The sequence below is a fragment of the Deferrivibrio essentukiensis genome, from assembly GCF_020480685.1.
In the GTDB taxonomy this organism is placed as follows: Bacteria; Chrysiogenota; Deferribacteres; order Deferribacterales; family Deferrivibrionaceae; genus Deferrivibrio; species Deferrivibrio essentukiensis.
Genome location: NZ_JAJAFU010000020.1, coordinates 1 through 24339 on the forward strand (window position 1 = coordinate 1; position 24339 = coordinate 24339).

At 35.1% G+C, this 24339-nt stretch carries 21 protein-coding genes and 4 pseudogenes; 17 read left to right on the top strand and 8 right to left on the bottom strand.

Features of this window, described 5'->3' with window-relative positions; all coding sequences use genetic code 11:
• The 6 genes and pseudogenes from LF845_RS09450 to LF845_RS09475 all read left to right on the top strand — a co-directional run.
• Window positions 1-501, top strand: a pseudogene (locus LF845_RS09450) (GDP-mannose 4,6-dehydratase); the annotation flags it as partial.
• Between the two features lie 70 nt (window positions 502-571).
• On the top strand, window positions 572-844 hold the full coding sequence (locus LF845_RS09455) for a hypothetical protein (protein ID WP_242820771.1): 273 nt from the start codon (window positions 572-574) through the stop codon (window positions 842-844).
• A gap of 68 nt (window positions 845-912) precedes the next feature.
• The gene (locus LF845_RS09460; protein WP_242820772.1) at window positions 913-2388 is read left to right on the top strand and encodes an ABC1 kinase family protein; all 1476 of its coding nucleotides are present in this window, start codon (window positions 913-915) and stop codon (window positions 2386-2388) included.
• A gap of 127 nt (window positions 2389-2515) precedes the next feature.
• On the top strand, window positions 2516-3604 hold the full coding sequence (locus LF845_RS09465; protein WP_242820773.1) for a glycosyltransferase family 4 protein: 1089 nt from the start codon (window positions 2516-2518) through the stop codon (window positions 3602-3604).
• 21 nt (window positions 3605-3625) lie between these two features.
• Window positions 3626-3811, top strand: a complete 186-nt coding sequence (locus LF845_RS09470) for a four helix bundle protein (protein WP_242820774.1) — start codon at window positions 3626-3628, stop codon at window positions 3809-3811.
• Window positions 3781-3864 carry a four helix bundle protein gene (locus tag LF845_RS09475; protein WP_242820816.1) on the top strand — a complete coding sequence of 28 codons (84 nt, stop codon included), beginning with the start codon at window positions 3781-3783 and terminating at the stop codon, window positions 3862-3864. The genes LF845_RS09470 and LF845_RS09475 overlap by 31 nt, the downstream gene beginning before the upstream one ends.
• A 41-nt stretch (window positions 3865-3905) precedes the next feature.
• Here LF845_RS09475 and LF845_RS09480 read toward each other — a convergent pair.
• The 6 genes and pseudogenes from LF845_RS09480 to LF845_RS09505 form a co-directional block, all read right to left on the bottom strand.
• Window positions 3906-5348 (bottom strand): annotated as a pseudogene (locus tag LF845_RS09480) (mannose-1-phosphate guanylyltransferase/mannose-6-phosphate isomerase).
• A 48-nt stretch (window positions 5349-5396) separates the two neighbouring features.
• Entirely contained in the window at window positions 5397-6410 is a 1014-nt protein-coding gene (galE, locus tag LF845_RS09490) for a UDP-glucose 4-epimerase GalE (RefSeq protein ID WP_242820776.1), read from the bottom strand.
• Between the two features lie 38 nt (window positions 6411-6448).
• Window positions 6449-6949, bottom strand: a pseudogene (locus LF845_RS11930) (polysaccharide biosynthesis protein); the annotation flags it as partial.
• A pseudogene (locus LF845_RS12080) lies at window positions 6940-7156 on the bottom strand (oxidoreductase); the annotation flags it as partial. The pseudogenes LF845_RS12080 and LF845_RS11930, both read right to left, overlap by 10 nt.
• A 274-nt stretch (window positions 7157-7430) precedes the next feature.
• Window positions 7431-8747 (bottom strand): nucleotide sugar dehydrogenase, encoded by a 1317-nt coding sequence (locus LF845_RS09500; protein ID WP_242820777.1) that lies wholly within the window; start codon window positions 8745-8747, stop codon window positions 7431-7433.
• 97 nt (window positions 8748-8844) lie between these two features.
• Window positions 8845-10164, bottom strand: a complete 1320-nt coding sequence (locus LF845_RS09505) for an ATP-binding protein (RefSeq protein WP_242820778.1) — start codon at window positions 10162-10164, stop codon at window positions 8845-8847.
• 284 nt (window positions 10165-10448) lie between these two features.
• Here LF845_RS09505 and LF845_RS09510 point away from each other — a divergent pair, with 284 nt between their 5' ends.
• Window positions 10449-10709, top strand: coding sequence for a ComEA family DNA-binding protein (locus LF845_RS09510; RefSeq protein ID WP_242820779.1), 261 nt, complete (start codon window positions 10449-10451; stop codon window positions 10707-10709).
• 293 nt (window positions 10710-11002) lie between these two features.
• A complete protein-coding gene (locus LF845_RS09515) occupies window positions 11003-12544 on the top strand; it encodes an ATP-binding protein (protein WP_242820780.1) in 1542 nt (513 codons plus the stop codon).
• A gap of 100 nt (window positions 12545-12644) precedes the next feature.
• Here the strand turns inward: LF845_RS09515 and LF845_RS09520 are convergent, their stop codons facing one another.
• The gene (locus LF845_RS09520; RefSeq protein ID WP_242820781.1) at window positions 12645-12872 is read right to left on the bottom strand and encodes an SHOCT domain-containing protein; all 228 of its coding nucleotides are present in this window, start codon (window positions 12870-12872) and stop codon (window positions 12645-12647) included.
• Window positions 12873-12915: 43 nt separating this feature from the next.
• Complete coding sequence (locus LF845_RS09525) at window positions 12916-13311, bottom strand: PepSY domain-containing protein (protein WP_242820782.1); 396 nt, start codon at window positions 13309-13311, stop codon at window positions 12916-12918.
• Window positions 13312-13539: 228 nt separating this feature from the next.
• Between LF845_RS09525 and LF845_RS09530 the strand changes: the two genes are divergently transcribed.
• The 9 genes from LF845_RS09530 (at window position 13540) to LF845_RS09570 (ending at window position 24332) form a co-directional block, all read left to right on the top strand.
• Window positions 13540-15234 carry a SulP family inorganic anion transporter gene (locus tag LF845_RS09530; RefSeq protein WP_242820783.1) on the top strand — a complete coding sequence of 565 codons (1695 nt, stop codon included), beginning with the start codon at window positions 13540-13542 and terminating at the stop codon, window positions 15232-15234.
• A gap of 161 nt (window positions 15235-15395) precedes the next feature.
• A complete protein-coding gene (locus LF845_RS09535; protein WP_242820784.1) occupies window positions 15396-17303 on the top strand; it encodes a proton-conducting transporter transmembrane domain-containing protein in 1908 nt (635 codons plus the stop codon).
• The gene (locus tag LF845_RS09540; RefSeq protein ID WP_242820785.1) at window positions 17297-18202 is read left to right on the top strand and encodes a respiratory chain complex I subunit 1 family protein; all 906 of its coding nucleotides are present in this window, start codon (window positions 17297-17299) and stop codon (window positions 18200-18202) included. Before LF845_RS09535 ends, LF845_RS09540 begins: the two co-directional genes overlap by 7 nt.
• A 2-nt stretch (window positions 18203-18204) precedes the next feature.
• Window positions 18205-18852, top strand: coding sequence for a hypothetical protein (locus LF845_RS09545; protein ID WP_242820786.1), 648 nt, complete (start codon window positions 18205-18207; stop codon window positions 18850-18852).
• Complete coding sequence (locus LF845_RS09550) at window positions 18852-20294, top strand: proton-conducting transporter transmembrane domain-containing protein (RefSeq protein ID WP_242820787.1); 1443 nt, start codon at window positions 18852-18854, stop codon at window positions 20292-20294. Before LF845_RS09545 ends, LF845_RS09550 begins: the two co-directional genes overlap by 1 nt.
• A complete protein-coding gene (locus LF845_RS09555; protein ID WP_242820788.1) occupies window positions 20287-21768 on the top strand; it encodes a hydrogenase large subunit in 1482 nt (493 codons plus the stop codon). The genes LF845_RS09550 and LF845_RS09555 overlap by 8 nt, the downstream gene beginning before the upstream one ends.
• 11 nt (window positions 21769-21779) lie before the next feature.
• The gene (nuoB, locus tag LF845_RS09560) at window positions 21780-22529 is read left to right on the top strand and encodes an NADH-quinone oxidoreductase subunit NuoB (RefSeq protein ID WP_242820789.1); all 750 of its coding nucleotides are present in this window, start codon (window positions 21780-21782) and stop codon (window positions 22527-22529) included.
• Between the two features lie 196 nt (window positions 22530-22725).
• Window positions 22726-23088 carry a hypothetical protein gene (locus LF845_RS09565; RefSeq protein WP_242820790.1) on the top strand — a complete coding sequence of 121 codons (363 nt, stop codon included), beginning with the start codon at window positions 22726-22728 and terminating at the stop codon, window positions 23086-23088.
• A 152-nt stretch (window positions 23089-23240) separates the two neighbouring features.
• On the top strand, window positions 23241-24332 hold the full coding sequence (locus tag LF845_RS09570; RefSeq protein WP_242820791.1) for a DegT/DnrJ/EryC1/StrS family aminotransferase: 1092 nt from the start codon (window positions 23241-23243) through the stop codon (window positions 24330-24332).
• Window positions 24333-24339: the final 7 nt, after the last annotated feature.

The following is a 24339-nucleotide window of genomic DNA, read 5'->3' on the forward strand; positions in this document are numbered from 1 at the left end:
CTGCTAAGATATTTTAATCCAGTAGGCGCCCACGAATCGGGGCTCATCGGCGAAGACCCTGAGGGTATCCCAAATAATCTGATGCCGTTTATATCTCAAGTGGCAGTAGGCCTGCGTGAGAAGCTCTTTGTCTTTGGCGGGGACTACCCGACACCCGATGGCACCGGAGTGCGCGACTACATCCATGTGGTCGATCTTGCAAGGGGGCACCTTGCAGCACTTCGTAAAATAGCAGAATCTCCTTGTCTACTCACGGTAAACTTGGGCACTGGGCGTGGGTATTCGGTCTTGGAAGTGGTAAGTGCGTTTGAAGATGCCTCGGGGTGCAAAATACCTTACGAGATCGTGGGACGCAGACCTGGAGATGTGGCGCAATGCTTCGCCGATCCAAGCAATGCGTACTAGGTACTTGGTTGGAAGGCCGAATACGACATCAAAAAGATGTGCGAAGATGCCTGGCGTTGGCAGTCGATGAATCCAAACGGGTATCGCTCAGAGTGACCAAACTTAAGCTTGACACCATCTTTAAAGGGAGTATCTTTTTTATAGCAATTAACCAAAGGGGTGAAATATGCTAAAAGAGATCTTTTTTATGGGACTTGGCGGCGTCGCTTTACTTAAAGAGAGGGTTGAGCAAGAGCTAAAGACTTTGGAAGAGAAGGGGAAGATCAAGGCAGAAGATGCAAAAAGCTTTTTGGCTTCCCTAGAGCAAAAGGGGAAAGAGGAGGATGAAAAGCTAAAACAAAAGGTAAAAGATCTTCTTAAAGAAGTGCTCAATGAGCTTGGCGTTGCCACAAAAGATGATTTGGCCAAGCTAAAAGAGGATCTACAATTAAAAGACTAATCAGCCCCTTAAAATATTACTCAATTTTTAGGCTATATTGGGTATTTAGATTTTTACTGACGCTTTTTTTGAATATAAGGAAGAAGGGTAGTTTTCTTTTTCTAAGGCCGCTACCACCACAAAATTTTAAGAAAGTAATAATAGATCTCGGTGCAAGCTTCATTAAGCTTGCCCAGGTACTTGCTACGAGAGCAGATCTTTTTGATGAAAGCTACATTAATGAGCTAAAGGGACTTCACGACCAGCTACCCCCGATGTCCAAAGATGAGCTTGAACTGGTCTTCAAATCTGCATTTAAGACAAATCCGCTTGTACACTTTGAATTTACCCCCATTGCAAGCGCATCCATAGGCCAGGTGCACATCGGATACCTGCCAAATAACCTAAAAGTGGCAGTCAAACTCAGAAGAAGGGGTATCCTTGAGCAAGTAAACGCTGATATCAGGATATTAAACGTGTTTAACAGGCTCTTTAGCCCCCTTTTTTCCCAATATACCAAAAATTCTATTGACGCCGTACTAAACGAATTTTCAATGATGATCAGGCAGGAGACAAATCTTTTGCAAGAGCTACACAACCTAAAAAAGTTTTCAAAAATGTACAAAACTTCCGGCATAAAGTTTCCCACTCCGATAGAGGAATTGTGTAGCGAAGATTGTATCGTCATGAGCTATGAAGAGGGGTTTAGATTTGACGACAAAGAACAGCTACTAAAGTATAATATAGATTTTAGGAAGATTATTTCACGCCTTGTGGACTTTTATACAGAGCAGCTCCTGATAAATGGCTTTTTTCACGCAGATCCACATCCTGGTAATCTATTTATCAATCCCCAGGGCGAGCTGATACTGCTCGATTTTGGGATGGTAAAGTCCATTTCTAACGATATGAGGATAGCCATGATAGAGGTCGTCAAGGCAGCAAATGAGAGGGATTTTAAAAGTTTTATCGCAGCTAACAAAAAACTTGGGATTATTGGCTATGACGCGCCAGATGAACTGATGATAGAGTTTAGCGAAAAGATGTTTGAAATATTTTCGAATGAAAACCTGACAAGTGAATCGATGCAAAGGCTTGCTTTCAAAGTGCTTGAAAGTGCAAGGGATTTGCCTTTTAAGCTTCCAAGTGATGCAGTGTATGTTTTGAGAGTAAGCGCTATCATCGAAGGACTTGGCACGTCGTATATAGAAAATTTTAACGGTATAAAAGACATATTGCCAATCCTACAAAAAAATCTTCCAAGAGCCCTTGGTGGGAGTAATGCGATAATTGACTTTATTGCCAATGAAATAAAAACAATTCCGATCGATATTAAAAATTTAAAAGAATTTTTGCACAAGGCAAATACAGGGGAGCTCCAGATTAATATCAGCAATCACCAGCTTGAATTTCTAAAAAAAGAGTTAAAATCTTATAACGACAAGAATGTAAAAGCGCTCGCACTCATGGGGCTTGGCCTGTTTATATTGATATACGACAGAGACCTGTCAATTTATGCATTTATTTTGGTTTTGCTTGGGGCAGCTAAAATCTTTTGGAGATAGGTTTTTAGTGGTAGAAAGTGTTGTAAAGTATGTGGCTAAGGATGTGAACAAAACTGATTTTGTATTTTACAAAATCTTCGTATTGTACTATCCTACTATTGTCTTTAAGCAAAGGAGGATTTGATGTATGCTTATAAGTGTATTCATATTTAGCTTTTTGATTTCTTTTTTGTTGATTGCTGGGGTTGTGTTTAGTTTTGACAAACTTGGTCGATTTATCGCTGATGACTTCAGCGGGCCGCAAAAGTACCACACCGCGCCTACGCCGAGGGTCGGAGGGATTGGTATATATGTTGGGTTTTTATTAGTGTTGCTATATTTATATTTTTACAAGAAAAATGTAGCTTATTTAAATTTAATTATTTCTACTGTTCCAGTTTTTTTTATAGGATTAATTGAGGATATTGCGAAAAGAGTCTCACCAAATGTTCGACTAATTAGCGCGGCACTTTCAGCGTATCTTGCATATTATTTTATGGGGATTTGCCTAAACCGAATTGATATTCCACTTGCAGATTATCTTTTTAGTTTAAAAATATTTGCGGTGGCTTTTACAATTTTTGCAATAGCTGGTCTATCTAATGCAGTTAACATAATCGACGGCTACAATGGCTTGTCTGCTATTGTAAGCGTTATGATTTTGTCAGCACTTGGATATGTTGCTTATCAAGTGGGCGATGGATTTATATTTACGGTTGCGGTAGTAGTGATAGGCGCTATTCTTGGCTTTTTTGTTTGGAATTTCCCTTTTGGGAAGATTTTTTTGGGAGATGGGGGGGCTTATTTTATAGGTTTTATTATTGGGGTATTGTCTGTTTTATTGGTACAGCGACACAAAGAAGTCTCTGCATGGTTTCCATTGGTTGTTTCAATTTACCCAATTTTTGAGACAATATTTTCATTTTACAGGAAAAAATATATAAAAAAGATGTCGCCTTTTAAACCAGACTCGTTTCACCTACATATGTTAATTTATAAACGAGTTGTTCCCCAACTATTCAATATAGTGCGAAATGAAAAGCTTATGCGAAATTCTGCCACATCTCCATTTTTGTGGTTAATTTGCTCATTGGGAGTAATTCCTGGGGCTATTTTTTGGAAAAACACCCCAGCTTTGATAATATTTACTCTGGTTTTCTGTGTATTTTATGTCTGGCTTTACAGAAGTATTGTAAGGTTTAAGTTGATGAAAATGTTGAAACGTGGGAACGTGTAAACGTTAGAACAGGAATTATTTATGGGAAAATTTATTAGGTTTGAAGAAATTGATGCTTGGAAGCTTTCATTTGAGCTTGTCAAAGAAATTTATAAAGTGACTAACTATGAAAAATTTGTAAAAGATTTTGCTTTTAAAGATAAATTCAAAGAGCAGCTATATCTATACCTTCAAACATTGCAGAAGGATTTGAGAGAGACTCTGTAAGAGAATTTATAAGGTTTTTGTATATAGCTAAAGGTTCAAGTGGAGAATTATGAACACTACCTTGGTTTACGGTTGACGAAATTCGGCTAAAGCATCACTCCCTTTTAAAATCATCATCAATCCTTACAATGTCATCTTCGCCGGTGTATTCGCCGACCTGGGCTTCAATCAAAATTACGGGGATTTTGCCATCATTGGCAAGTCTGTGAACTTCTCCCATTTTTATATATGTTGACTCATTTGGTCTTACATATCTTGTTTCATTGCCCACCGTAACGGTTGCAGTACCGCTGACCACAATCCAGTGTTCATTCCTGTGCATATGCTTTTGCAGTGACAATCTCTTGCCAGGCTTTACCATAATCTTTTTAATTTTATAGCCTTTGCCGTCTTCAAGGACTGTGTATGTGCCCCATGGCCTATGAACAGTGTTGTGAAAGGCAAGCAGATTCGAGTTGGTAGAATTTAATTTGCTGACTAGCTCTTTTACCTTCTGGGCATCTTCTTTTTTTGCAACAAGCAGAGCATCGTTTGTATCAACAATAATAAGGTCATTTACGCCGATTGTTCCCACAAATCTATCTTCAGAAATAATAAGATTATTCTTTGAATCAATGAGCACCGGTGTTGTGTTGGCCATTAAGGCATTACCATGTTCATCCTGCTGAAATTCATTATAAAGGGATGCAAAGCTGCCAAGATCATTCCAGGAAAAATCACATTTTACCACTTTCACATTTTTTGATTTTTCCATGACAGCGTAATCTATTGATTCTGAAGGGATTGTTTCCATATGCTGGTGTTGAATCCTTATTGTGGAATTATCAACTTTTTTCTCGTTAAAAGCAACTACACAAGCCTCATAAATTTCAGGTGCATGAGCCTTTAATTCTTCTAAAAATACACCGGCTTTAAACATAAACATCCCTGAATTCCAAAAGAACAATTTTGAATTTTGAGTGTTAAATTTTGAGTTTTCTTCCAAATATTTTGTTGCTGTTTCTAAATCAGGTTTTTCATGAAACATTTCCACATCGAAAAAACCGGCTTTTGCATCTTTGCTCCTTGCCTGGATGTAACCATAGCCTGTTTCAGGATATGAAGGGGTGATGCCAAATGTTACAAGATAGCCTTCTTTTGCAAGGGCTTCGGCGTTTGCGATGGTTTTTTTATATTCCTGAATATTTTTGATTAAATGATCAGATGGGCGACGAGGACAATTTCATCCGGGCTAAGAGATAGACATGCAAGGGCAATGGCTGGTGCTGTATTTCTCCCGACCGGCTCCAGGAGAAATCTTGAATTATTTACATTAAATGAACGAATATTTAGCTCTTCAAGTTGGTCAATTGTAAGAAAATATTGTTCAGCGTTGGAAACAATTAAAAATGATTTGCATAAATCTGCATTCCTTTCAACAGTAAGCTGAAAGAGCGATTTATCATCAAAAAGCTTTACAAATTGCTTTGGATAAAGTGTCCTGCTTTATCGGGCATAGTCTTGTTCCTGACCCTCCACAAAGTATAATCCCTTTCATTTTTTAACCTTCTACAAATAATTAATAATTTATAAATAGTTATCGCATTTAAGATAATTTCTTTTCCCATTCAAGGGCAGTTTTGCAAATATATTCAAGGTCGTTATACTTTGGTTGCCATTTCATCATGCTTTTTATTTTTTCATTTCCTGCCACGAGTGTTGCAGGGTCGCCTGCCCTTCTGCCTGAAATCTCAACATTAAAATTTACACCAGAAACCTTTTTCATTACTTCGATAACTTCTTTTACAGAATAACCGTGGCCATAACCACAGTTAAAAACTTCACTTTCATTATTTTCAAGGTAAATAAGCGCTTTTAAATGGGCATCGGCAAGGTCATCTACATGGATATAGTCTCTGATACATGTGCCATCAGCGGTAGGATAATCATCCCCAAAAATATACATTTTGTTTCGCTTGCCTACTGCAGTCTCTGCGGCAACCTTTATCAGGTGGGTTGCCTCAGGGAATGACTGACCTATCCTTGTTTTACCATCAGCCCCTGCCACATTAAAATATCTCAAGATTACGTATTTAAAATCTTTATATGCTTTGCCGCTGTCTATGAGGACATTTTCACTCATTAGCTTGCTCATCCCATAGGGATTAATAGGCAATCTTGCGGTGTCTTCCAGTACAGGGACTTTTGCCGGCTCACCGTAAACTGCAGCAGTAGAAGAAAATATAAACCTGTTTACGCCGCATTTTACACAACTATTTATCAGATTTGTAGTATTTACGGTATTGTTCATATAATATTTTAAGGGGTTTGCCACACTCTCAGGGACGACAATGCTTGCCGCAAAATGGATTACCGCATCAATAGAGTTTGACTTAATTATACCTTCCACTTCTGAAAAATTCTTCAGGTCGGTATGAAGAAATGCCAACCTGTTGCCGCCAATGGTTTTAAGAGTCTCGATGGTGGTCATACGCCCCGTGGAGAGGTTATCAATGATTGTTACAACGCTATCTGTATTTTCCAGAAGCTGTTTTACCACATGACTGCCAATGTACCCTGCCCCGCCAGTAACCAAGATATTGTTCGCAAAATTATGCATAAAAAGCCCCCAAATATGGTTTTATATAGAATAATATTTTAAGAAATTTTATCATCTCTGTAAAATGGTACGACTTTCTGTAAATATTTTTTTATATTTTCTGGAGACTTGTAAATATATGTTTTTAAATCTTCAAGAATAGATTGAACCTTTTCAATACTGTATCCATTAGAAATCTTCGCAGTAAATATACTCTGGTGCTTTGTAGCCTCAGTACCCTCTTCTGCTGTCAATAATTCTTCGAAAAGTTTTTCGCCAGGTCTTAATCCAGTAAATTCTATTTTTATGTCAATATTTGGTTCAAGTCCTTGCAGTTTTATCAAATCTTTTGCTAAAGAGACTATTTTTACTGGCTCACCCATATCAAGGACAAAGACTTCACCTCCACTTCCCATAGCTGCAGACTGAAAAACGAGTAAAACAGCTTCAGGGATTGTCATAAAATATCTTTTCATACCAGGGTCTGTAATCGTCAAAGGCCCCCCATTTTTTATTTGTTCCAGAAAAATAGGGATTACACTCCCCCTACTACAAAGTACCAATGACCACGGCTTGTTATATAATGCAAATCGACATCCCAAATTTTATTTGGACTTTTTTGAAGAGCCTCCTTTATTCTGTTTTTTGTCTTAAATAATACTATCATGTAATCTTAGCTGCAAAATAGTATATACTTTTTTACCTGTCTCAGATTCCATCTCCCTTAATCCTTCAATATTCCAAGGATTGAGTACAAGAGGCTTCTCAAACCTTTCAATCTTCATATCTAAAGTTATAAGTTCTAAGTTCAAAGTTCAAAAAACATCCACTCAACATAGAACATTGAACGCCGAACTTTGAACAGTTCGTCGTCACGCTACCGCCGAGGCCACCCGTTTTAATTGGCTTTTAATTCAACTATCCAAGTATATACAAGAATTGAATAGATTTCAGCTAAGCTGTAACTTATTGTCTATTCAAAAACATTAAATAAGGTTTACTCTTTAAGATTCTTAACGTTAAACACTAAAAATCTAACTTTTACAACCTTCCATCCACAATATCTTTATCAAAAAACCCTTTTATATCATAAATCACAACATTAGAAGATTTTTTTGCCAGTTTTTTCTCAATCTCTTTGAATTCTTTGTGTGCCACTGCAAGTATTATTGCATCATAATTGTCAGTATTTGGTAGCAATTTGTCTGTGGCAAGAAGCTCAACCCCATATTCGTGTCTCACTTCATCAGGGTCTGCTAATGGGTCATAAACACTTATATTGCAACCAAAATCATTTAGCTCACTTACGATATCCACTACCTTAGTATTTCTAATATCAGGACAGTTTTCCTTAAATGTAATTCCGAGCACCAAAATTTTTGCACCTTTTATAGTATGCCCTTTTTTAATCATCAATTTTACTACCTGATTTGCGACATAAAGCCCCATATAGTCATTTATCTTACGGCCGGCAAGTATCATCTCCGGATGATAGCCAAGCTCTTCAGCTTTATGTGCAAGGTAATACGGGTCAACTCCAATACAGTGACCACCCACAAGTCCGGGTCTAAAGGGTAAAAAGTTCCATTTTGTACCGGCAGCCTGTAAAACTTCCAGCGTATCGATATTCATCTTATCGAAAATCATTGAAAGCTCATTGACAAATGCAATATTTATATCCCTCTGAGTGTTTTCTATCACCTTGGCTGCCTCAGCTACCTTAATTGAAGATGCTACAAATGTACCTGCAATTACTACCTGAGAATAAACATTATTTACAAATTCAGCTACCTCTTTTGTACTGCCTGACACGACCTTCTTTATTTTTGAAAAGGTGTGCTCTTTATCCCCGGGATTTATCCTTTCAGGGGAATAACCTACAAAAAAGTCCTTGTTATATTTAAGGCCACTACACTTTTCCAAAACCGGCACGCAGTCTTCCTCAGTACAGCCAGGATAAACGGTGGATTCGTATACTACGACATCACCAGCCTTAAGTACCTTACCAACTGTTTCACTTGCCCCAATAAGCGGTCTTAAATCAGGATTTTTATGTCTGTCTATCGGGGTAGGAACTGTTACAATATAAAAGTTACAATCTGTTATCATATTTATATTATCAGTAACTTTAAGACCACAAACTTTGACATCAGAGCTATCAGTTAACAATACCTCATTAAGTTGCTCGCTCGTAACCTCATTTGTAACATCTTTACCGCTATTTAGCTCTTTGACTCTTTTAGTACTTATATCAAAACCTACCACATTAAATTTCTTGGCAAACTCGACTGCCAAAGGCAGACCAACATACCCAAGACCAATAACAGCAATTTTTAACTTATTGATATCAAATGGCATAGCTACTCCTCTATCTAAGTTCAACGTTCAATGTTCTACGTTCTAACGTTTTAACATTCTAACTTTCTAACGTTTTAATATTTTAACGTTCAATAATTCACGGAATTAATACATCATTCAAGCAAAAAGTTCTATACTCTATTTCATAACCTTTCAAGTTATCTAATAGCTTTTCTGCTTTTTTCTTGAGCAAATTAATATTTATCTTTTCTTTGTTAAGTTTTACTTCCGCTATTAGTGCCTTTTTCTTTATTTCATTCATTGCAATAATATCAATTTCATTTTCAGACTTTCTATCCCAATAAGAACCTACATAAGAATATTCACCCGATAATGCTATTTGCTCTCTAAAATATTTTTCAAGCATCTTTCCTAAGAAAGAAGGGATAACTTTTTTTACATATTCTTTAACATATTCATAATTTTTAATCTCTAAAGCGGACAAGTTCTTGTAAATGAAAGCAAACCAAAAATCAAGAAAATTATCATTGATAGAGTATTTTATGTTTTTAGTGTTAGGTTTTGAAAAAACAGGCTGCTTTCTTTTAACTAAACGATATTCTTTTTCAAGCCTTTCTAAATGTCCTCCGATACTCTTTTCTAATATGCTTTCAATTTCACTTCTAGATGTCTTTGAATCTGAAATTAAACTTAATATAGAAAAATAAATGTGATAATCTTTACCAAACTCATCAACCAATACATCTTTACCTTCATTTAAGAAAAATGAGCCTTCAGAAAAAATGTAATTAAGCATACTGTTAAAAGTAAGATCAGTTTCATTACATATGAGCTCTACATATTTTGGAACCCCACCCGTTAAGGCATAAAAAGAGATAAAATCAAAAGGGTCTAAACGCCTTGAAAAATCTTTGTAAATATCTTTAAGAGTCTTAACATCAAAGCCATTCAAAATAATTTTCTTATCTGCTCTTCCATAAAGTGGCTCTTTTGCATTTTCAAATATTTTGAACATTAAGGAATATATAGAACCTGAAAAAACAATATTTACCTTACTTTTGTCCTTATACTCATCCCAAATATTTTGGATATCAGAAAAAATTGATGGATTAATATTGTAAAACTCTTGAAATTCATCTATCGCCACATTTATATGCTCATCCTCCCCCAAAACCATTATATATTCAAATAACTCTTTAAAACTGCCGAGTCTTCCTATGACTTTTTTTCCTAATATCTCACTAATTACCCTTGTGTATTCTTCGCAAAGCAACTTTTCGCTTTTCTTTGAAACGAAAAAGTAAAGCAATTTTTTATTTTTATAAGCCTCTTTTATCAGCCTTGTCTTACCTACCCTCCTTCTACCGATGACAAATGTCATACAAGATTGCCTGTAAGAGAGTTTTTCACTTCCCAATAAAGCAGTTATTTCATTAGCTCTATCATAAAATTTCATATTCCCTCCAATTGCAATGGTGGTTACTGTAATATATATTACAATAATTCTTATAACAATAGAAAAGTGGTGTCATATAGTTCAAGGTTCAATTTCCTAAGATTCATAATTTCCAACACCCAATATCAGCAACTCTCAAATCAACCTATCCTAAATAAAACAAGCCAGCTTACCTGTTTCAAAAAATATGAGCAACTACTCGTTAAATATTTTAATTTTTATTTGAAAAACAAACTTCTTTATGGTTGAATTTTGACAATGGGGGCTTGAAAGTTGGAGGATTTATGAAAAAAGTTATATTAGCAATAGTTTTTGTAATGCTTATTTCAAGTTTTGCTCTTGCAAAGATAAATGTAAATACCGCTTCAAAAGAAGAGCTAATTCAGCTTAAGGGGCTTGGGGACAAAAAGGCTGAGATGATCATTGAAGCCAGAAAGGTAAAACCTTTTACATCTATTGAGGAATTAAAAAACGTAAAAGGGATCGGGGATAAATTTTTAGAAAATAATAAAGATAATATTTGCGTCGGAGTTGACTGCAACTAAAATAAAAATAGCCCCCAGATAGTTTAAAGTTCAACGTTCAAAGTTCTACGTTCTAAGTTAGTGTTAAGTGCTAAGCTTATTATGATTTTAACTGTTAACAAGGCTGTAAGACTATCACTTATCATTCAAATCCATAATCCAAAATTTTCGCGTAGCGAGCCTAATTCAAAATTTATAATTCACAATTCATAATTCATAACTCATAATTCTTGTCTTTAGGAGCATCCCCCTTGCCTAATCCATCATTTTCGCCTATATTTGATAAAAGAGTATTATTCACTGCGGAGACATTTATGCAAAAATTAAAAAAGCTTCCTATCGGAATACAAACATTCAGTGAAATAATTGAAGGTAACTATATTTATATTGATAAGACTGAAGAAGCTTATAAACTAATTCAAGAATACAAATACATATTCCTTTCCCGTCCCCGCAGATTTGGTAAATCCCTATTTCTTGATACACTAAAAGAACTATTTGAAGGTAATAAAAAGCTTTTTGAAGGGCTTTATATCTATGATAAGTGGAACTTTCAAGAAAAATACCCGGTGATAAAAATTAGCTGGGCAGGTGATTTGACAACTCTTGAAAAAGTTAAAGATAGGGCAATGGACATTTTTAAAACTAATCAAAGACTGCTTGGAATAGAATGTGAAAATAATAATAATCCTTCCTCATGTTTTAATGAATTAATACAAAAAGCTTATGAAAAATATAATCAAAAAGTCGTCATATTAATAGATGAATATGATAAACCTATACTTGATGTAATTGAAAATATAGAGCAGGCAAAGATAAACAGAGAATTTATCAATGGGCTTTATTCAATAATAAAAGATAATGATGCTTATATAAGATTTGCATTTCTTACCGGTGTGAGCAAATTTTCCAAGGCATCTATCTTTAGTGGTCTTAATATGCTAACTGATATTTCACTTAATCCAAAATATGGCAATATCTGCGGTTATACACAAAATGACATCGAGACAACTTTTAGACCTTACTTTGAAAACGCAGATATGGAAAAGGTAAAAAAATGGTATAACGGTTATAACTTTCTAAAAGATAATGTTTATAATCCTTTTGATATCTTACAATTTATCAGTAATGAATTTGTATTTGACAATTATTGGTTTGAAAGTGGCACGCCATCTTTTTTGATTAAACTCATAAAAGAGAAAGATTATTTTTTGCCAAATTTAACTAATCTGATTGTAGATAAAAAAATACTTTCAAGTTTTGATATAGAAAACATTGACTTAGAAGTAATACTTTTTCAGTCAGGTTATTTAACAATTGAAAAAGTCATAGAAGATGAACTTCTTTCTTCCATAGAATACAAGTTAAGCATACCAAATCTTGAAGTCCAGGTATCTTTAAATGATTATATTATAAATTACCTGTTTAAAGGTGATAACAGGGTAAAAAAATCTCTTATAAAATCACTATATTACGAAAATTTAGAAGATTTAAAATCTGCATTGACTACACTATTTGCTTCAATCCCTTATAACAATTTTACAAAAAATGACCTTAATTTATACGAAGGTTTTTATGCAAGTGTAATTTATACTTACCTTGCTTCTCTTGGTGTTAAGGTAATCGGTGAGGATGTTACAAACAAGGGCAGGATAGATTTAACACTTTTTGTGGGGGATAAAATATATATTTTGGAGTTTAAGGTTGATAGTAAAAAAGGGGAAGCTTTAAGTCAAATCAAAAAAAGAAAATATGCTGAGAAATATTTAAATGATAATAAACAAATCTACCTTATAGGTATTGAATTCAGCTCTGAGGAAAAGAATATTATCAACTTTGAGTGGGAAAAGTTGTAGGTTTAATGTTCTACGTTCTACGTTCTACGTTCAATGTACTATGTTAAAGGTTCTACGTTAGCGCTAAATTTTTGATAAGGAAGTTAAACGTTAAAAATATTCACTTTCTCAGCACATTTTTCATATTTTCAAACTCTTCTTCTGTGATTTCACCTTTAGCATATCTTGTTTTTAAAATATCAAGGGCATCATTATAGTTGTTATTTTTTGTAAAAAACATACCAGGGATTTTAACCAGCAAATACAAAACAAAAATAATTACTACTAACCATATCCCCATTCCAAAAATCCACATAAAACCGTGACCTCCATAAAAATCATACATCATAACTATCTCCTTAAAAAGAGCGGGGCAAAACCCCGCCTTTTACTTACTTTACATCTCCTTTGTTATCTACAAATGGTCCCATAACATTGCCCCATGGGTTTACGTGAAAGTCAAACTCGTTACCTGCGGCATCTTTGACTTCTACTTCATACATTGTCCCCATAGGCATATTAAACTTTTCGGTTTTGACTATTTCGTAACCTTTAAAGTTTTTACTAATTATCTCTTGGACACTCTTCACAGCTTCCTCTTCAGTCAGCTGTTTGGCATTACCGTTTTGGAATTGTCCAGGGCATCCTCCGGGGCCATAACCATAACCTTGGCCACCCATCATACCGTAACTCTGACCACCTGCATAACCTCTTCCATATCCACCATGTGCAAAAGCCAATGCTGCCGAAATCATAATTGCTCCTGAAATTAAAATTAGTTTTTTCATAACTGCCTCCTATTTGTTTGTTGTGCTTATTATAGAGCACAGTACATGCCAAAACTTTCCAAAACAGTAACATATTGATAAATAAACAATCTATAAAATTCACACTAATTTGATATGTGTAATAAAGAAACAAACTGTAACATTTTTACACAATTTTAAAAAATCTATTTGACAACCTATCTGCTTAGGCGTAAGATCCCTTCAAAATTATCATATCTTGGAGTAAATATGAAAAGTGGTTACCTCAGTGAGTTTAAACCAGCCCTTTTTTCCTTACTAAAACATGGTTACGGGGTAAAAAATCTTACTTCTGACATGATTAGTGGTCTTATTGTAGCAATTATCGCACTGCCATTATCGATGGCATTTGCAATTGCCAGTGGTGCCTCGCCGGAAAAGGGTCTTTATACCGCAATAATAGGTGGTTTTCTAATCTCATTTTTTGGTGGAAGCAGATACCAAATAGGAGGTCCTGCAGGTGCATTTATAGTTATAATTTACGGCATTATCTACAGGCAAGGTATTGACGGACTGTTAATTGCCGGAATCATGGCGGGACTTATCCTAATACTTATGGGCTTACTAAAGCTTGGAACAGTAATAAAATTTATCCCTTACCCTGTCACTAAAGGTTTTAGTGCAGGTATAGCAATCATAATATTTGTAACTCAGCTAAATGATTTTTTTGGTATGGGCATAAAGAAAGTACCTGCCGAATTTTTTGAAAAATTAGTTGAATATTCAAAACATATTGGCAATATAAACCTTTCAGCTACTATAGTGGGATTAGTATCTATCCTTATTATTGTATACTCCAAAAAAATTACGATGAAAATCCCGGGCCCTTTCCTGGCAGTAGTATTCGGGGTAGCTGCAATATATCTTTTAAAGCTTCCTATTGAAACAATACAGGATAGATTTGGGTCTATACCAAGTGGTCTACCGACCCCTACTTTTCCAAATATAACAATGGATAAAATAAAAGCGCTTATTCCAGATGCAATTACCATTGCAGTTTTAGGTGCCATTGAATCCCTCTTAAGTGCTGTAGTTGCAGATGGTATGACAGGGGACAAACACAGGTCAAATATGGAACTTGTAGCTCAAGGGATTGCAAACATCGCATCCCCTCTTTTTGGAGGTATCCCTGCCACAGGGACAATAGCAAGAACAGCCACAAACATCAAAAATGGTGCATACTCCCCTCTAAGTGGAATATTCCATGCAATTTGGGTCTTATTATTTATGTTGCTGTTATCCCCTGTAATAGTAAAAATACCCTTTGCCACATTAGGCGGGATTCTCATTGTGGTAGCATACAACATGAGTGAGTTAGAGCATATAAAAAATTTATTTAAAGCACCTAAAAGTGACATTGCTGTATTTTTAACAACATTTCTGTTAACCGTCATAGTAGATCTTAATGTTGCAGTGCAATTGGGTATGCTCTTATCCGTACTTCTATTTATGCGTAGAATGATAAGCTTGACTGCCGTAAACAAGCTAAACATAACTTTGGATGTTGCTGAAGACTCAATGGACGATGGAATGGATGACAAAGATGCTATTGCTAACAAAGTAGTCCCAAAAGATGTGGAAATTTATGAGCTTAGTGGTCCATTTTTCTTCGGAGTAGCTGATAAAGTAAAAAGTGTCCTTACTTCATTAGAGGCATACCCAAAAGTTTTCATCTTGCGTATGCGATACGTCCCTATGATAGATGCTACCGGCATGCATGCTCTAACTGAAATATGTAGTGAATATAAAAAGCATGGCACAAATGTCATACTCTCAGGGGTATCTCCATATGTAAAAAAACTGCTTATTCAAGGCAGAATACATAAAATTATTGGCGAAGAAAATATAGTTGACCATATTGATAAGGCATTATCAATAGCAAAAAAATATGTAGAACAGAGGTAATACACATTAAAAATATTTGACAAAACTATACAATAAGGAATATGAAACAAAAACATGATTATTGTAAAATTAAAATTATGAGATTGTGAGGTTCAAATGTAATGGTGAGCACAGGTGGCCTGTTTTTAATCTTTTGCTGTTTATTTGTTATTGTTGCTTTGTTGACACAAAAAATTAAGAATCAGGTTATACTTGTCTCACTCTTTACAGCTATATTTACCTACGTATTTATTGCCTCAATTTTTTTAGGCAGCAATTTTAATGTTCATATAGATACATTTTTTTGTCAGGCTACAGGTCAGCTTGATGGCCTAAGCAAGTTCTTTTTAATCCCCCTTTCTATAATTTCTGTATGTGCATTTATTTACTCTTTTTATTACTTTCCTGAGTCAGATCATAAAAAAGAGTGGACAATTACAAGCATATTTTTCCCATTAATGACCTTCTCAATGGTAATGATAGTACTGGCAAAAAACCTTATAATGTTACTTATATTTTGGGAAATAATGGCCGTTTCAGCATTTTTCTTACTTATTACTGAGCATAAGTATGATGAAGTCAGAGATGCTGCAAAGCTTTATATAATATTAACTCACTTCTGCACTTTTTTAATATTTGTCACTTCAATCTTGGTTTATAAATATACCGGGTCTTTTGATTTTCCAAAAACAGGTTCTCTTGACCCAGGCACTACAGTTGGTACAAGTATTTTTATATTTACTTTAGTTGGATTTGGGATAAAAGCGGGTATTTTACCGCTTCACATCTGGTTGCCTTCTGCCCATGCCAATGCTCCAAGCAGCGTTTCAGCAATAATGTCAGGACTTATGATTAAAATGGGCATATATGGAATAATAAGGTACATATCTTTCTTTCATAACCCGCCTTTATATTGGGGATTAATAATATTTGCAGCCGGTATCACCTCAGGAATTATCGGCGTCGTACTTGCAATAGGTCAACACGATATAAAAAGACTCCTTGCATATCATAGTATTGAGAATATAGGTATAATACTTATGGGCTTGGGACTTGGTCTTGCCGGTATGTCTACAGGTAATGATATAGCTATGGTTTTGGGCTTTGCTGGTTCAATATTTCACATTTTAAACCATGCCACTTTCAAATCTCTTCTATTCCTTGGTGCCGGTGTGATTATTAACGCATCAGGGACAAGACAGATGGATGAGATGGGTGGACTTGCCAAAAAAATTCCATTTACATTTGGCACTTTTTTAATTGCTTCAGCTTCCATATCCGGACTTCCACCGTTTAACGGTTTTGTAAGTGAATTATTTATATATCTTGGTATGTTCGCTATTATTAGTAAAAGCAGTTTATTGCCGCTAAACTTCTTGCAACTAATGGGAATCCCTGCTCTTGCACTGATAGGAGGGCTTGCTTCAGCCTGCTTTTTAAAAGTAAACAGTGCCGTATTCATGGGCACTAACCCAAATCTGCAAAACGCTCCACAACGCAAATTTCAAGAGTCTTTCTACCTGAAAATATCTTTAGCTATACCTGCTCTTATGTGCATTGGGCTTGGCTTTTTCCCATATATTTTAAAGTCCCCGCTTGAAAATGTAATTTATTCATTAACAGGAAATTACTTTAACCTCTTCAATTATTTCCCTTTTAAAGAATTAAGTATTTTCGTTGGTATTTTTTATATATTCTTAATTTTAGGGCTTCTGGTATTTAAATTAGTTTATAAAAATAAAATTGAATATGCACCTGAGACTTGGGGCTGCGGTTATACAAAACCAAGCCATAAGTTTAGATACACCGCCACTTCTTTTGCCGAGATTATTACTGGGATATTTAACTTTATCTTAAATACGCATTATCACCGCAAAGATGTAAAAGGGGTATTTCCCAAAAAGGCATATTTTAAATCTCACGTGCCGGATATATTTCTCGATAATATAATTTTACCCCTCTTTCAATTTTTGGACGACAAACTTTCCCCCGTAAGAAAATTACAAGCGGGGAATCTCAATCTATACCTCCTCTATAAACTTATAGCTATTGTATCTCTTGTAATATACGGAGCAATTATAATATGGTAAAGATACTTTCTATAATATCAATTCTTACTGCACCTGTCATGATTTCCAGCACTATCGTAAAGGTGAAAGCCTTTTTTGCCGGCAGAAAGGGAGCACCTTTTTTTCAACCATATTATGACCTTATAAAGTTGTTTAAAAAGAACATCACAATCAGCAAAGATACAAGCTTCATATTTATACTCGGGACAATAGTAACCTTGATAGCTTCAATAATGATAATTTTCTTTATCCCCCTTGTTGCTAAAGATAGCTTTTTTTCCTTTAAAGGTGATATAGTTTTTGTCGCATATATGATGGCGCTCGGCAGATTTTTTATGGTTTTGGCTGCCCTTGATACAGGCTCAAGTTTTGAAGGGATGGGCTCCGCAAGAGAAGCCACATTCTCCATGTTGTCTGAACCTGCACTTTTTCTCGCACTTATGGCAATCGTAGGAAAGAGTGGACTAATAACATTTGAATCAAGCTTTGCTCAAATATCTCCAAATATATGGATAACAAGCGGTATAGGCTTTCTGTTAATTGCAGTTGCACTTTTTATAATTATCCTTGTTGAAAATAGCCGAATGCCTATTGACGACCCCAATACCCACTTGGAACTTACAATGATACACGAAGTAATGATACTCGACCACAGCGGACCACTTCTTGGGATAATGGAAATATCCGCACTTTTAAAAATGTTTGCTTTTATCTCGATAATGTTTCATGTCGTTTTCCCGCTTAAATTTAATAATATTTTTATAAACTTCCTCTTTTACTACGTTGGCATGCTTGCTATTGCAGTAGTAATAGGGGTTGTAGAATCTACCATGGCAAGAATTAAACTTAAAAAGATACCTACTTTTCAAATCATTGTAATCGTACTTGCAGGAATCGGAATGTTTTTAACTTTGGAGTAACTATGGAAAACTTTGTAGTCAATCAACTGCTTATAATTGTATTGTTGCTTAATTTCGGGATATTGGGCAGCAGTAGAATAAGATTTCATATTAGACTACTTGCATTGCAAGGTTTTATTTTAGGTATCATCCCTATTTTCTTGTATGAAGAGATTGCCTTACATTCACTCCTGGTAGTTATTTTTCTTATTTTATCAAAAGGGGTATTAATCCCACTTTTTTTGATGACATCGCTAAAAAAGGTCAAAATAAACCTTGAAGTAGAAAACTTTATCAGTTTTATGCACAGCGTAGTTTTGGCAGCAATAGGGACAACCTTAATATTTGTCTTTTCTAAGCTGTTACCTGTAAATGGTGCACATAGCAGCACTTACTTTATTCAGGTATCTATATCTACAATATTTGTAGCTTTTATAATCATAATATCCCGAATAAAGGCAATTTCATCAGTAATAGGATATCTGGTGCTTGAAAACGGAGTGTTTGTATTTGGTTTCCTCATCGCCAAACATATACCTTTCTCCCTTGAATTAGGTTTTTTACTCGATTTGATAGTTGGTATATTCATAATGGGAATCATACTAAATCATATTGACAGAGAATTTTCTTCCATAGACGTTACCCAACTCAAAAGCTTGAGGGATGAATAATGTATCTTTTAGTATTTATAGGCGTAATCGTCGTTTTGACTGTCCTTAGTCTGTTAATCAGAGATGATAGAAAAAGACCTATTATAATTTTAATATGCGGTTTATTTAACTTTGCTTACAGTATCTATATTTTTCATTATGTTCAATCTTCTATATTCCCGGATTATATCAAATTTGACAGTATCGGTAAAATTATCTACCTTTCTTACTCCATACTTTTCTTTTCATTGTCAGTATATGCATCAAATTATCTAAAAATACGCTCAGATAGGGGGAATAGGATTTTTATTGTTTCCATGATGGCAAATCTTTTATCGGCACAATTTGCATGTATGGCCCAAGATTTTGGAGTATTATGGGCATCCATGGAGGCTGCAACACTTTCGGTCACACCGCTTATATATTTCAATAAAACCAAATTTTCAATTGAAGCTACTTGGAAATTCATACTTCTTACTTCAACAGGGATTGCTGTTGCTCTACTCGGGACATATATGCTTGGATTTACAGCACTTCAAACAGACGGACAAGGGACTATTAATTTTCTTAGGTTACAGAGTATAGTTCCAAAAATGGATGTAAAATGGCTGTTCTTTTCTACACTTTTTATGGTTATTGGTTATGCATCAAAAATAGGGCTTGCCCCTTTTCACTGGTGGAAACCTGACAGCTATGGAGAGGCTCCCGGGCTTATAGGTGGGCTGTTGTCAGGTGGACTTGTAAGTTTGGCTGCACTATGTCTTTTAAGAATATATCAGATACTTTCAGGTAGCGAGGTTTTAATCTATATCAGCCACATTTTACTTATATTAGGTGTTTTATCTTTGGCAATTGCAGCTATTTTTGCTGTAAAGCAGAAGGACTTAAAAAGGTTGCTTGCTTATTCTTCTGTTGAGCATGTAGGTATAATCGCCGTGGGGCTTGGCATAGGTAAGATGGCAATTTTCGGAAGCCTGTTGCATATCATGTTTAATACCTTTGCAAAAGGGGTGCTCTTTTTGAACGCAGCTGATATACAACGAATTTATGGAAATAAGAAAATTCAAAATATAAGCGGATTGATTTCTATATCTCCAACAATCGGATGGGTTTTTATCTTGGGATTATTTGCAGCTGCCGGCTCACCCCCTTTTAGTCTATTTATCAGTGAGTTTTACATATTTCTCTACGGTTTTAAGTATGGGTATAGTGTAACAACATTAGTTGTTATAATTTTATTGGGACTTATTTTTATAGGACTTATCAAGGCAGGCATCAGCATAGCATATGGAACTCCGAGCACTGATAGTATTCAGTTAAAAGAATTTAAACCTACTAAAATAATGCTATTATCAGAAATCTTATTACTTGCAATACTTTTAATCCCTTTGTTTTACTTTCCGCAGAATATTCTTAGCACAATTAAAGATTCCCTTTTAATTTTGGGGGTAACAAATGGTTAGATTCAAACAAAACCCTTCAATGATTAAGTTAGAAAACCTACCATTTCTTACCAATGACGTTTTTTATGAAAAAATTATTAAAGCAGTTGAAAATTCAGGAAGAATTGCATCTTACTTTGTTTACAAGTATAAAGATAAATTAAATGCTTTAGCAGTAATACTCTTTGATGAGACAAAGGAATTTGAATTATTTGCTACTGAGATTAATAAAAAATTAAATCCTCTTTACAATAAAGTTCCGCAAATTTACAACTTTGAAAGAGAAATTTTTGAACAGTATCCGGATGCAATACATGGTGAAGGGCTGAAGCCTCTAAGATTTCACAAACCATTTGAAGGTAAAGGAAAAAGTAACCAAATAGGTGATATGGACTTTTTTGAAATAGACTCACATGAAACTCATCAGGTAGGTGTAGGACCTGTACATGCAGGTATCATCGAGCCGGGGCATTTTAGATTTAACTGTTACGGCGAACAAGTACTTTCACTTGAAATATCCCTCGGTTATCAACACAGAGGCATAGAGAAATCTTTAATCGGCGGACCATACAAAGATAGTTTTTACAAAATCCAAACTGCATCAGGCGATTCAACTGTTGCACATACAATTTGTTATCTTGGAAATTTAGAGGCATTGTCAAAAGTTGAGCCTCATATTGACTCACAACTAAAGAGGATGGCGGCACTTGAGCTTGAAAGGATTGCCAATCATGTAGGAGACCTCGGTGGACTTGCCACTGATATAGGTTTTTTACCTACCGCATCTTACTGCGGAAGAATTAGAGGTGATTTTTTAAACATGACTGCTGACTTGTGTGGCAATAGGTTTGGCAGAAGCTTGCTCTCATTTGGCGGCGAAAAGGTAGAAAAGAGCATCTTTGAAAAAATTGTCAAAAAGATCGATGCATTAAAACCAAATCTCTTAGGTGCAGTAGAAATGTTGTGGAATACCCCTTCTGTAATGAGCAGATTTGACAATACAGGTGTTTTACCTAAGGAAATTGCCGTGGAATTGGGTATAGTGGGACTACATCGCCGTGCATCCGGGATCAATAATGATATAAGAAAGGATTTACCTTTTTTATTGTATAATAAGTATTTTAAAGAAATTCAAACCGAAGACCTTCACGGAGATGTCTTGGGCAGAGGACTTGTAAGATACAGGGAGATTTTAAATTCTTTAAACATGTTTACAGATATTGCAAGCGACATTAACGATAGAGCACAGGAGCAACATTCAAACTGCTTACTGAATGCTAATTCGATTTCGGTGAGCTTTAGTGAAGGGTTTAGGGGCGAAATATGCCATGTCGCCATTACTGATGAAGATGGAAAACTATTAAGGTATAAAATAGTCGACCCATCTTTTCATAACTGGAATGGGCTGGCATATGTGGTAAGAAATGAAGGGATATACGATTTTCCACTGTGCAATAAGAGTTTTAACCTTTCATATTGCGGGTTTGATCTTTAAGAGGAGAATTTATGTTTAACATATTAAAGGAAAGATTATTTCAAAAATACAGAACCATGAAATTTCCTTTTAGTACTGATAATATGCCGGATAAGTTTTTAGGACTACCTGAAATATCAAACCTAACTAATAACGAATTAGAACACTTGAAACGAATTTGTCCAACAGACGCATTTATCTGTCAAAATAATGAAATAGGTATCGACCTTGGTAGATGTATCTTTTGCGGTGAATGTCTAAAACACACAAAAAATATTCATTTTTCAAAGGATTATGCACTTGGTACTACAGATAGAAATGATTTGATTATAACAAGTAAAAAAAGATTTATTGATAAATCTACCAAAGAATTTTTATTTAAAAAACTTTTAAAAAAATCATTAAAACTTAGACAGGTAAGTGCCGGCGGTTGTAATGCCTGTGAAGCTGATGTAAACGTGCTTGGAACAGTAGGCTGGGATTTGGGCAGATTCGGAATTCAATTTGTAGCATCCCCAAGGCATGCGGACGGTATATTAGTAACAGGTCCTGTTACCAAAAATATGGAAATCGCATTAATGAAAACATATGAAGCGACACCAAAGCCAAAGATTGTCATAGCTTGTGGTGCCTGTGCCATAAGCGGAGGCCCTTTTTTCAACTCTGACGAAATTGTTGGCGGTGTAGACAAAATGTTGGAAGTTGATCTTTATATCCCCGGTTGTCCCCCTCACCCTGCTACTATCCTCAGCTCCCTTTTAAAATTCTTAGGAAAAATTTAGTAAAAAATTAATGTCTTATTGCTAAACACAGCTTCTTTTTACTTAAAACAAATCAATTAACATTAAACACATTTCACATAAAATTACAATATTTTATTTAAACTTAAAATAAATACTTGATAAATAAAGTAAAAATAACTTGACATTTGAACAACCATTCATTATATAGCTAAATAAAACATTACTTGAGGGATATATGGAAAGAATCAATTTTTGGAAACATAAGGACAAAATGATAATCTTTTTTGATTTTTCAGGTTGTAAAGAAGATGAATTTATGAAAACTCTTGAAGACGCAAGAAGTATTGTGAGAAGATTAAAAAAAGATGTGCTGCTTACACTTGTCGATGTAACAAATACGGAATCAAACGACCGCACAAATAGAGCAATTAAAGAATTTGCAGCCGAAAATAAACCTTACGTAAAAGCTGGTGCCGTAGTGGGGGTGTTTGGACTAAAAAAACTTGTCTACCAGATAGTGATGAAATTTACAGGAAGAAACAACTTAAAACTCTTCAACACCGTACAAGAGGCTAAGGACTGGCTTGCAACACAATAACTTCAATTAGCTGCTTTCCCAAATAATATTGAGTCCCAAATTTCGTACTGATAATGCTCCTAAAAATTAAAGGGGTAACACGCATACAAACTATTGCATAACATAAAAAGTTCAAATATAATGTTAAGCTTAAATTTAACCGGGAGGCATATATGATACCAATGCTCGATATAAAAAGAGAATTAAACGATATTGGAGATGAAATAAAGAAGGCAGTTGACAGCTCCATCAACAGCACAATGTTTATTTTGGGCCCAAATGTAAAAAAATTTGAAGAAGAGGCCGCTAAATATTTGGGGTGCAAATATGCAGTTGGTGTAGCAAGCGGGACAGATGCTTTACATCTTGCGTTAAAAGCGATTGGCATAAAGGAAGGGGATGAGGTTATTACGACCCCTTTTACATTTATTGCTACTGCAGAAGCTATAGTGTATTGCGGCGCTAAGCCTGTCTTTGTAGATGTGGAGGAAGATACATTCAATATTGATGTAAGACAGATAGAAAGCAAAATAAATGACAAAACAAAGGCAATTTTGCCCGTGCATCTTTTCGGAAACCCTGCAAATATGGATGAAATTCTTGCACTTGCTAAAAAATACAATCTAAAAGTAGTAGAAGATTGTGCTCAATCTTTTGGAGCCACATATAAAGGGAAACAGACAGGTAATATCGGCGATGCAGGATGTTTCAGCTTTTTTCCAAGCAAAAATTTAGGCTGTTACGGTGATGGTGGGCTCGTAACCACAAATAATGACGAAATTTACAAGACCCTTATAGCACTTAGAAATCATGGCTCATATACAAGGTATTACCATGAAGTTATCGGTTTCAATTCAAGGCTTGATGATATTCAAGCAGCAATATTGAGTGTCAAGCTCAAACATATCGACCGTTTTAATCAGGAAAGAAGAAATGTAGCAAAGCTATATCAAAAATATATGGGCGATATTGTAAAATATCAAAAGGAAACTGATAACGCTACAAATGTGTATCATCAGTTTACAGTAGTAGCAGAAAAAAGGGATGAAATAATGAAATCTTTAAGCAGCTCTGAGATTGCCTCAGCTGTTTATTACCCCGTTCCACTTCATTTACAAAAGGCATTTGGTAACCTAAATTATAAAAAGGGTGATTTGCCGGTAGCCGAATATTTGGCTGAAAAAGTTATATCATTCCCTATAAATCCTTATCTTGAAGATGAAGAGGTACTAGTTATTGCAAACACGGTTAAGGCAGTTTTATAAGTAATAA